This window comes from Burkholderia sp. Se-20373 (assembly GCF_017104705.1).
Taxonomy (GTDB): Bacteria; Pseudomonadota; Gammaproteobacteria; order Burkholderiales; family Burkholderiaceae; genus Burkholderia.
Genome location: NZ_JAAGPH010000106.1, coordinates 1 through 11,487, shown reverse-complemented (window position 1 = coordinate 11,487; position 11,487 = coordinate 1). Strand labels below are relative to the sequence as shown.

At 68.9% G+C, this 11,487-nt stretch carries 3 protein-coding genes; all 3 read right to left on the bottom strand.

Annotation, left to right across the window (positions count from 1 at the left end):
- Window positions 1-2: 2 nt before the first annotated feature.
- From G3N96_RS27560 to G3N96_RS27550, 3 genes are read right to left on the bottom strand one after another with little or no spacing between them, the layout of a single operon-like run.
- Window positions 3-3,923 (bottom strand): non-ribosomal peptide synthetase, encoded by a 3,921-nt coding sequence (locus tag G3N96_RS27560; RefSeq protein WP_206139155.1) that lies wholly within the window; start codon window positions 3,921-3,923, stop codon window positions 3-5.
- Window positions 3,911-5,527 (bottom strand): MBL fold metallo-hydrolase, encoded by a 1,617-nt coding sequence (locus G3N96_RS27555; protein ID WP_206139154.1) that lies wholly within the window; start codon window positions 5,525-5,527, stop codon window positions 3,911-3,913. Before G3N96_RS27555 ends, G3N96_RS27560 begins: the two co-directional genes overlap by 13 nt.
- A 10-nt stretch (window positions 5,528-5,537) precedes the next feature.
- The gene (locus tag G3N96_RS27550; RefSeq protein ID WP_241022845.1) at window positions 5,538-11,429 is read right to left on the bottom strand and encodes a non-ribosomal peptide synthetase; all 5,892 of its coding nucleotides are present in this window, start codon (window positions 11,427-11,429) and stop codon (window positions 5,538-5,540) included.
- Window positions 11,430-11,487 lie beyond the last annotated feature (58 nt).

Below are 11,487 nucleotides of genomic sequence, written 5' to 3'. Positions count from 1 at the left end.
TGTCACGATTTGATCCTTGAGACGAGGGCGTCCAGCGCTGCCTGGCTGATGCGCGCGGCCGGAAAGTCCGACGGGCTCAGCGCGCGCGGGCCGTCGCCGCTGGCCGCGACGATCGACAGCAGACGGCTGCGGTAGCACTGCGTCAGCTGTTCGATGACGTCGGGTGCGCAGGCCTCGCGGTTGTAGTGCCAGGTCAGGCGCAGGCGGCCGTCGAACACCATCCCGTCGATCTCGAACAGATGGCCGCGACGCGCGCGCGGGCTGTGCTCGGGGCTCTGGAAGTCGAGCACCGGCCTCCAGCCCGTGTCGTCGGCCAGCACGCGATCGACCTGGCCGAGATAGTTGAAGCGCACCGGCGCCGGCGGCTGCCGTTCCAGCGCGGCCGCGATGCCGGCGTCGCGGCCGAGGTAGCGGGCGACGCCGTAGCCGAGCCCGCGCATCGGGACCGCGCGCAGCTGCTCCTTGACGTGGCGCAGCGCGTCGACCGCCACGGTGGCGTCGCCGGCGTCGAGGAACACCGGATAGTGGGTGGTGAACCAGCCGATCGTGCGCGACGTATCGACGCCGTCGAAGAGAGCCTCGCGGCCGTGGCCTTCGAGATCGACGACCAGCGACGCGTTGCCGGTCCAGTCGCCGAACGCGAGCAGCAGGGCCGTCAGCAGCACTTCGTTGATCTGGGTGTTGAACGCGCGCGGCACGTCCTGCAACAGCGCGAGCGTCTGCTGCGCGTCGAACTCGACGACCGTCGAGCCGGCTTGGGCGCGGGTGCCGACCGGCATGTCGTCGAAGCACGCCGGCTCGCCGGTGTTCCCGCGGAGCCAGTAGTCGAGCCCCAGTCCGTCGAGCGCGGTCGCGCCGAGTTCGGACAGGCGCGTCGACCAGTCGCGCCACGCCGTCGTCCGGGCCGGGAGCTGCACCGCTTCGCCCGCTTCGAGCTGGCGACACGCGGTGTACAGGTCCTCGAACAGGATGCGCCACGAGACGCCGTCGATCACCAGGTGATGCGCGACCACGAGCAGGCGCTGCGGCACGTCGGGGCCGAACTGGAACAGGTGCGCGCGCAGCAGCGGCGGCGCCGACAGCGTGAAGCTTGCCTGCATGCCGGTGGCGGTCGCGAGCATCGCGGCCTCACGCGCGGCAGGCGCCGCGTCCGCCAGCGACGTGACGCCGAGCGCAATGGCCAGCGGCGGCGCCGCATGCGCTTGCCGCCACGCACCGGCGACGTGCTCGAAACTCAGCCGCAGCGCGTCGTGATGCGTCGTGACGGCCGCGAGCGCGCGCTCGATCGTGTCCGGCCGCAGCGACGCGGGCACCTCGATCATCGTCGACTGGTTGTAGTGATGCGGATCGGCGACGTCCTGCGCGAAGAACCCGTGCTGGATCGGCGTCAGCGGGGCGGGGCCGACCACCGGCTCCTGCGCGATCCGGAGCGACGGCGCGTCCGTCGCGACCCGGGCAAGCTCGGCGATGGTCGGATGCGCGAAGAACTGGTCGGCGGTGAACTTGAGCCCGACCTGCTGGGCCAGCGACATCACCTGGATGATCAGGATCGAGTCGCCGCCCAGTTCGAAGAAATTGTCGTGCACGCCGATCGGCTCGCGGCCCAGCACGTCGGACCAGATCCTGCCCAGGCGCGCCTCGACGTCATTGGCCGGTGCGACGTACGCGGCTTCGCTCGGCACGGGCGCCAGTTCCAGCGCGGCGAGCGCCTTGCGGTCGGGCTTGCCGTTCGGCGTCAGCGGCAGGCGCTCGAGCGTCACGATCGACGCCGGCACCATGAACTCGGGCAGACGCTCCTTCAGGTGTTCCCGCAGGCTGGCGACGCTGGCCGCAGCCGTCGCGACGCAGGCCACCAGCTGCCTGTGCTGCGGCGTGTCCTCGCGCACGAACACGATCGCATCGGCGACGCCGGCGTGCTGCCGGAGCGCCGCCTCGATCTCGTCCATTTCGATCCGGTAGCCGCGAATCTTCACCTGCGTGTCGCGCCGCCCGGTGACTTCCAGGTTGCCGTCCGGCAGCCAGACGCCGAGGTCGCCGGTGCGATAGAGGCGCGCGCCCGCGTCGAACGGGTGGTCGACGAACGCGGCGGCCGTCAGGTCGTCCCGGCCGACATAGCCGCGCGCCAGTGCGATGCCGGACACGCAGATCTCGCCGGTGCAGCCCTCGGGGGCCGGCGCCCCATGCTCGTCGAGCAGGTACAGGTGCGTATTGCGGATCGGGCGGCCCACCGGCAGGCGGGCCCCGTAGGCGACGGCCGGGTCGACCACGTAGTCCGTGATGCACACGGTTGCCTCGGTCGGGCCGTACGAGTTGTGGCACGTGCGGGTCCGGGCCAGCTCGCGCAGATCCGCCGCGCGGGCGTTGTCGCCCGCGCTGATGACCCGGGTCACGGTGCCGAGCGCGTGCCAGTCGAGCGCGGCGAGATAGGCCGGCGTCGCGTTGATCGTGGTGACGCCCTGCTGCGCGAGGTAGTCGACGAAACGCGGCACGTCGCGGATCACGGCGGGCTTTGCCAGCACCAGGCGCGCGCCCGCGAGCAGCGTGACGAAGATCTCCATGATCGAGCCGTCGAAGCCCGGGGAGTAGAACTGCACGAAGCGGTCGGCGGCATCGAAACCGAATGCGTCCACATGGTACCGAGCCATGTTCAGGAGCCCTGCGTGTTCGAGCACGACGCCCTTGGGCACGCCCGTGGAGCCGGACGTGTAGATGATGTATGCCGCATCGTCCGGCCGGACCTCGACCGGCGCCGATGCCGACGCAGGGGCCAGCGTGTCGAGCTGGAAGTCGAGCGCGAACATCGGGATCGCCCAGAAATCGGCGAGCAGCGGCAGGTGTTCCGAGTGCGTCAGCAGCGCCTTGACCTTCGCATCCTCGATCATGAAGCGCAGGCGCTCCCGCGGAAACTCCGGGTCGAGCGGCAGATACACCGCGCCCGCCTTGAGCGCGCCGAGCAGGCCGACGATCCAGCGCTCGGAACGGTCGGCCACCACGCCCACCACGTCGCCGCGTTCGATCGCGTATTCCGCGAGCAGGAAGCTCGCCAGCCGCGACGCCTGGTCGTCGAGTTCGGCATAGGTCAGCGACGCGTCGGCGGTCACCACGGCGATGCTGTCCGGCGCGGCCGCGACCCGTTGCGCGAACTGTTCCAGGAAGGTGCCCTCTACCGCGACGGGCGCCGCCTGCGAATGCAGGCGCGCGCGCTCGTCGTCGTCGAGCAATGAGACGGTGTCGAGCGGCGCGTCCAGTGCGCCGAAGCCGGCCACGACGTTGCGCAGGTGCCGCGCGAGATGCTGCAGATAATGCAGCGTGAACACCGTCGGCCGGCCCGTCAGCACGATCTCGTAGCGCTCGCGATGGCGGATCTCGATCGACAGGTCGTAGTCGGCCGCTGCCCAGGCCTCGTGAAGGCCGTCGAAGCGCACGCCGACGTTGGTCGCGCGCCGTTCGCCATGCAGCTTGTGCGCGAGGGCGGCGATCGGGAAATCCTGGTACGAATAGCTGCGCTGCACCGCGTCGCGCAACTGGTTCAGGTACGCGCGAACCGTCGGGCCGGGCGCGCCGGCGTCGAGCAGCGGGACCGCCTCGGCGGTGCCGCTCGCGGGTCCGGCGATCAGGGGCGGCGACGCCACGAACAGGCCGGCCGCGCCGTTGTAGCGCCCCAGCACGCGGAACAGCGCGGCCAGCAGCACGACGAACGCGCCCAGCGCGTTGCCGGCGGCGAGCTTCTCCAGCACCGGCGCCGCGTCGCCGTCGAGCGCGAACGTCAGGGCCGGCTCGGGGCCGAGCGGCAGCGCATACGCCTGCCACGCCTGCTGAAGGCGGAAGTCTTCGTCGAGGCGGCCGAGCGCGTCGTTCCAGAACGCCACGTGTTCCTGGTATTGCCCGCTCGTCGAGAGCGCGTTGAGATTCAGTTCTGACAAAGCACGATCTCCCTCTGCGCGTACAGGATTTCGGACGCGATGCCCTTGGCCCGGCAGTGCGCGACGAACTGGGTGGACTGGATGTGGCTCGGCGAGTTTTCGTCGAAGGTGTTGTCGAGGAGGTGGTTCAGCCACGGCTCCTGACCCATCGCATAGACATACGCCGCGTTGAACGCGAAATCGTCCACCAGCGCGGCGGCCTCGCCGAACTGGCAGCCGCGCGCCCGGCGCGACTGGTCGATGTCGCGCGGCAGCGCCTTCGGAAACAGCGGGCCGTAGACCCATGACGGCGGCGCGCCCTCGGTTTCCATCCCGACGAACAGCGTGTCCGGCTTGCCGGCGACGCGGAACACATGCTCGTAGAGGCGCGGGTCCAGGTTGCACGAATCGGCGATGCACAGCACCGAGCGCGAGCCGAAGCGGATCATGAAGCTCTGCTTGCTGTGGATCGCCAGGTCGTTGTGTTCGCCCAGGAACGGAATGGCGGTGATGGCGCCGCCGGGCAGCTTGATTTCCTGAGCATCCCGAACTTCCAGCACGTCGTCGAAGCCGAGCTTGCGCAACGCCAGTTCCATCGACGGATCTTGCGGAAAGCCGTCGAGATTGCGGCCGACCACCACGGTCTTGACCTTGTGGCGAAGCTGCAGCAGCGTCTCGAGGACGATGTGATCGTGATGGCTGTGCGTGATCAGCACGTAGTCGATCTGGTCCGGCAGGTCGGCGAACGTGTAGCGCGGCAGCGCGGTGTCGTAGCCGTAGCTGATCACCGGATCGATCAGGATGCTCACGCCGCGGCTCTGGATCAGCACGCACGCGTGGCCGTAGTAGCGGATGCGGATGTCGTCGCCGTCGAACGAACGATCCGGTTTCGGCGCCGGCGCCTCCTCGACGAAGAACGTGCGGAACAGCGGCTCGTCCTGTTCTTCCACGCGCATCAGGTCGACGATCTTCGCGTAGCTGCCGGGCGTGTCGCGCATGCGGAACAGCGCGTCGAGCGCGCGGTCGTCGAACGCCATGTTGCAGAACACCGTGCGATCGTCGTGGAGCCGGGGCGTGCTGAGGATGAACGGCCGCGGCGTGTGCTCCTCGATCGCCGACAGCGCGATGCTTTGCGCATCGCGCGCATAGAACGGGCTCGCGTACAGCAGGCTTTCGAACACGCGGAAGGACGGGTTGTGGTTCAGGTCGTAGTAGATCTCGACATAGCCCTTCAACACCTCCGGAATCGCGGGGTAGAGCGGGTCCGACGCCATCCCCGTGGCCCGTTCCAGCAGCAGCGTGGAGAACGCCTTGTAGGCCTTCGCCAGTTCCAGTTGCCGGGTCGCGCGCTGGGTGGTCTGCTCGATCAGCGCGCGGATTTCATCGACGCGCTGGCCGCCCAGGTCGAGGAACGGCCCGCCGCGCATCGCGGGATCCTTGCAGGCCGCCGCATGCATCATCGGCGATGCGGCATAGGACTTCAGCAGCGGCAGGAACCGCTCCGCCACGTTGAGGGCGGCGGTCAACGGCGGCAGCGTGTGATACCACGCGTACCAGCTGTTGATCAGCGGTTCGAACTGGATGTTGTGTCGCAGGTAGACCTGCGTGCTCGACGAAATGGTCAACGAAGGCTCCTTAGAATGCGCTGAGTTCGACGGTGGGCTGGCGGGCGTCGGCGTGCAGCGCGCGGTGTCCCAGGGTCAGGTTCCGGATGCGAACGCCCGGGTTGGCCAGCACTTCGCCGATGACGGACGTCAGTTCGTTGGCGAGGCCTTGCACCAGCGCTTCGCTGAACCGCCCCGCGTGATAGACGACGCGGATCGCGAGGCCGTCGGCGCGCGGTTCGGCCAGGAACCAGAAGTCCGTCGCGGCTTCGGTGTCCGCGCCCTGCGGGTCGTGGTCCGGCAGCTCGGCGATATGCACTGGTCCCGCATAGCGATCGACGGGGCCGTGTCGCTGGTTCTGCAGCGTCAGGCCGATGTCGAAGAGCGGATTGCGTCCCGCCACGCGTTTGATGTGCAGCTCGTCGAGCAGGCGATCCAGCGGATACAGCGGGTGCGAGAACGCTTCGAGGGTGGTGTCCCGCACCCGCGCAAGCAGCGTGTCGAACCGGTCGTCGCCCGCGACGCGATCGCGCAGCGCCAGCACGTTCAGGTAGGGGCCGACCTGCGACTCGAGTTCGGGCAGCTCGCGGCCCGCGACCGGCGTGCCGACGACGATGTCCTCCTGGCCGGAACGGCGGTAGAACAGCGCCTTGATCGCGGACAGCAGCGCGATGAACAAGGTCGCGCCGTGGCGCTTGCCGAGCGATTCCAGCGCCGTCGTCTCGGCGGCGGGCAGCTCGAATCGCCAGGATTTCCAGCTCGGCGCGGCCGGCTGCGCGACGTCGCCCGGCAGGTCCAGCGCGCGCAGGCCGCCGCCCAGCTTGGTCAGCCAGTAGTCCTTCATGCGCGCGCCGTCCGGCCCGGCGAGCAGGCGGTTCAGCCAGCCGGCGTAATCCTTGTACTGGATCGGGAGCGCGGGCAGCGGATCGTCGCGACGCTGGACGAATGCGTCATAGAGCGCGGACAGGTCGTCGAGCAGGACCTCCGTGGACCAGCCGTCGCTCACGATGTGATGCATCGTGCAGATGCAGACGTGACGGACTTCGGAGAGCCTGAGCAGCTTGACGCGGAACAGCGGGCCGGCGGCGAGATCCATCGGCGCGAGCCGTTCGCTCGCCTGGATCGACGCGGCCTGGGCATCGCGGTCCTCGGCCTCCTGCAGATCCACGACCTCGACCGGGAACGCGGCTTCGCCGGGTGGCAGCACCTGCTGGACCGGCTGGTTGTCTTCCAGCACGAAACGCGTGCGCAGGATCTCGTGACGCTCGCTCAACGCGCGGAACGCCCGCACGAGCGCGTCCACGTCCAGCACGCCCTCGAACAGCAGCGACGTGGGCAGTGGCCCGCCGGCTTGCGCCGCATGGAGGCGATCCTGCACCCACAGCCGCGTCTGGGCCGGAGAGAGCGCGTAGCTTGCCTGCGCCGGCAGCGGCGTCACCGGCGCGTAGTCGATCGGCTGCGTATCGGCGATGCGCTTCGCGAGGCTCGAAAGGGTGGGGAGTGCGAACAGGCTGCGGATTTCCAGCTTCGCATGCAGGTCGCGACGGATGCGCGCGACAACCTTCGTCGCCAGCAGCGAATTGCCGCCCAGCTCGAAGAAGTTCGCGGTCGTGCTGATCCGCACGTGGCCGAGCACTTCCTGCCAGATGGCCGTCAACTGCGCCTCGAGCGCGTTGACCGGCGCGACGTAGTCCAGTCCATCTTCGGGTTCGGGCAGTCTGGCGCGATCGAGCTTGCCGTTGGGCAACTGCTCGAACGCGCTCACGACGACGAACGCGGCGGGCACCATGTACTCCGGCAGCCGCTGCCGCAGGTGGCCGCGCACCGCGTCGACCAGTTCGGCTTCGGGGTGCGACGAGCACAGCCATGCGACCAGTCTCGCGCCGTCGTCCGCGCCGCGCAGCGCCACGACGGCGGCATCGACCAGCGGGTGCGACGTCAGCGCGGCCTCGATTTCACCGGGTTCGATGCGCAGGCCGCGCAGCTTGATCTGGTGATCGATGCGGCCGAGGAACTCGATGGTGCCGTCGGGCCGGTAGCGCGCGAGATCGCCGGTACGGTAGAGGCGCGCGAGCGGGTCGGCGGAGAACGGATCGGCGATGAACTTTTCGGCGCTCAGTTCGGGTTCGCCGTGGTAGCCGCGCCCGACCGGCGTGCCGCCGATCAGCAATTCGCCTGGCACACCGATCGGCGTGGGCTGCATCTGCGCGTCGACGATGTAGAGGCGGGTGTTGGCGATCGGCCGGCCGATCGGGACGATGCGGTGCGGGTCGTCGCGGCGGCATTCCCACGCGGTCACGTCGACGGCGGCCTCGGTCGGGCCGTAGAGGTTGTACAGCTTGACGTCGAGACGCTCGAGGCAGCGCTGCTGCAGGTCGTGGGGCAACGCCTCGCCGCTGCACACGACGCGGCGCAGCGATGCGCAGTGCGCGTCGAGGTCCGGATGGTCGAGGAACGCGCGCAGCATCGACGGCACGAAATGGAGCGTGGTGATGCGTTCGCGCTCGATGAGGTCGACCAGATAGTCGGTCTCGCGCTGGCCGCCGGGGCGGGCGAACACGAGGCGCGCACCGGTGACGAGCGGCCAGAAGAGTTCCCAGACCGAGACGTCGAAGCTGAACGGGGTCTTCTGCAGCACGGTATCGTCAGCGCCGAGCGCGTAGGCGTGCTGCATCCAGAAGATGCGGTTGGTGATCGCGCGATGGGTGTTGAGCGCGCCCTTGGGGCGGCCGGTCGAACCGGACGTGTAGATCATGTAGGCGAGGTTGTCGCCGTTGAGCGCCGGCGCGGGGTTGGACGTCGCCGCGTCATCATCGACATCGAGCGAGTCGGTATCGACGACGATCACGTGTGCGTCGGTCTCGGGCAGCGCGTCGCGCAGATGCTGCTGGGTGAGGAGCCAGCGCAGCTGCGCGTGGTCGATCATGAAGCGCACGCGCTCGGCGGGATAGTCGGGGTCGACGGGGACGTAAGCGCCGCCGGCCTTGAGGACTGCGAGCAGCGCGACGCTCATGTCGAGGGAGCGCTCCATCGCGACGCCGACGAGCGCATCGGGGCCGACGCCGAGCGCGATGAGGTGGTGGGCGAGGCGGTTGGCGCGCAGGTTGAGTTCGGCGTAGGTGAGCGAAACGTCATCGAAGACAACCGCGACGGCATCGGGCGTGCGCTCGACCTGCTGTTCGAACAGGCGATGCAGCGGTTGCGCGGCGGCGTCGCCGAAATCCGTGTCGGTGCGGTTCCACTCGACGGTCAGCAGGTTCCGCTCGGCATCGCTCGTCAACGGCAGCTTGGCAACGGCAGCCGACGCATCGTCCGCAAGATGCGTCAGCAGGGTCCGGTAGATGTCGAGGAAACGCTGCACCGTGCTCGCGTCGAACAGATCGGTGTTGTAGTCGCAATCGATCAGGAGTGCTTGCCCCGCGTCGAGCACGTTGACGTTCAGGTCGAACGCGGTATGGCGGATCAGCGGCGCCACGAGGCCGACTGTCAGGCCCGGCAGTTCGGGCAGCGCCGACACGGGTTCGAGGTTGAAGACTGCCGATACCAGCGGCGCGGCGTTGAGATCGCGCTGTGCGCCGATTTCGCGGACCAGCTCGGCGAACGGATAGTCCTGGTGTTCGAGCGCATCGAGCAGGTTCTGCCGGGTGCCGGCCAGGAAGCTGGCCACGGTGGCCTGCTCCGGCAGCGTGGAGTGCAGCGGCAGCAGATGCGTGCAGTAGCCGGCGAGGCGGTCGCTGCCGGCCACGGAGCGGCCGGTCACCGGGATGCCGGTGACGATCGCTTGCTGGCCGGCGACGCGGTGCAGGAACAGATTGAAGCCCGCGAGCAGCACCATGTAGAGCGTGCAGCCGTTCTGACGGGCCGCGGTGCGCAGCGTCGCGGCCGCCGCCGCGTCCAGGTGCAGCGACACGCGCGCGCCGTGAAACGTCTTCACCGCGGGCCGCGGATAGTCCACCGGAAGATTCAGCGGGGCGGCCTGATGCGCGCATTGCGCGAGCCAGTACGCGCGGTTCGCCTTCGTTTCCGGGCTGTGGCGCTGGCCGTCGAGCTGCTTCAGGTATGCGCGAAACTGCAGCGGCGCGTCGGCCGGCGCCGCACCGGCATACGCGCGGGCCAGGTCCTCGAGCAGGACCCCGAACGTCGAGCCGTCACAGATGATGTGATGGGCCGTCATCACCAGCAGGTGACGCTCGCTGCCCAGGCGCACGAGCGCGGCCCGAAAGAGCGGGCCGTTCACGAGATCGAACGGCTGGCGGCTTTCCTGCTCCCGCCACGCATCCTGCTCCGTGTCGATCAGCGGAATCTCGAGTGTCAGCGACGGATGCACGATCTGGCCCGACCCGTCCGCCATCACCGTGGTGCGCAGCGCCTCGTGCCGGTCGACCAGGCCCTGGACGGCCGCGCGCATCGCGGCTTCGTCGAGCCGGCCGTTCAGTTCGAGCGTGGTGTTGACGTTGTAGGCGAGCGACCCTTCGGGATCGATTTCCGACAGCACCCACAGCTGGCGTTGCGCTTCGCTCAGCGCGGCCACCGTGCCGTGTTTCGAGTGCGGGCGGATGAAGCCGCCCCGGCGCAGGTCGGCGACGCTGTCCTTCACAGCGCGGATGAAGCGGTCGATATCGGCATCCGTATGCGCGGTGGACAGGAAGCAGGTGCGCCATTCCCAGATGTAGATGCCCTTTTCGAGCATGTGATAGAAGAACAGGTCGAGGTTCTCGGTGAATTCGAAGCGGAACATCGAGCCGAACCACGTGACCTTGATCGGCGCCTCGGCCTCCGCGAAGAACGCATTCAACGTGCCGGCGATCTGCGCGGTGCGTTCGTTGAGCGCGGCCTGCAGCGCCGGGCCTTCCTGTTCGATCTTCTCCAGCACGGCCAGCGCGGCCGCCATCGCGAGCGGATACTGGCAGAAGGTGCCGCCGAACGCGGTGCGATCCGCGGCGGGGAACGAGTGGTCGCCGTAGGTCCACATGCCGCCGTCGATCGCATCCATGAAGCGGTTGGTGCCGGCGATCACGCCCAGCGGCAGGCCGCCGCCGATGATCTTGCCGTACGTCGCGAGATCGGCCCTGATCCCGAACATCGCTTGCGAGCCGCCCGGATGGACGCGGAAACCGGTGATCATTTCGTCGAAGATCAGGGCGACGCCGGCCTCCTCGGTGATGCGGCGCAGTTCCTTCAGGAATGCGACGGGCTGCAGCGCAGGGTTGCGGCTTTGCACCGGCTCCACCATCACGGCGGCGAGCGTCGACGCCATCCCGCGAATGGCCTCGAGCGCGGCGTCGCTGCCGTAGTCGAGCAGGATCATGTTCTCGACCGAGCCGAACGGCACGCCGGGGGCGATGGTTTCCGTCACGCCGTCCGCGTTCGCCGCGGCGAGCGTGCCGTCGGCATGGCCGTGATACGAATGCGTGAACATCACGATCTTGTCGCGCCCGGTCACGGCGCGTGCGAGCCGCATCGCGGTCATGACGGCCTCGGTGCCCGTGTTCGAGAACGCCACGCGATCGAGGCCGGTCACGCGGGCAAAGCGCGCGGCGACTTCGCCGACGAGGCTGGAGCGCGCGCCCAGTTCGAGCGGGCGCTGCCATTCCCGGGTGACCTGGTGCTGGATGAAATCCGGCGTGTGGCCGAACAGATGCACGCCGAAGCCCATCGTGAAATCGATGTACTCGTTGCCGTCGATGTCCCACAGCCGCGAACCGGCCGCGCGATCGCCGACGATCGGATACAGCATCTCCTTGGTCGAAAAGCGGAAGCCGACCGTGGCGCGGCTGTCGGCCAGCACCGGGCGCGACGCCTGCACCGAGTCCTTCGATTTCCGGGTGCGCGTCGTGTAGCGCACGATCAGCGCCTCGAGATGCTCCTGCTGCGCGGCGGACAAGCCGCGCGCGCGCTGCTGGACCGGGCTGCCCCACGGCATCATCGGCTTGGGCGGCGCATTGTCGGCCGCGGGCGCCGCGGCGGCGGCTGGTGCGGGC

Coding starts and splice junctions, on each gene's coding strand:
- G3N96_RS27550 (WP_241022845.1), bottom strand. CDS start 11,429: ATGCCGTGGGGCAGCCCGGTCCAGCAGCGCGCGCGCGGCTTGTCCGCC.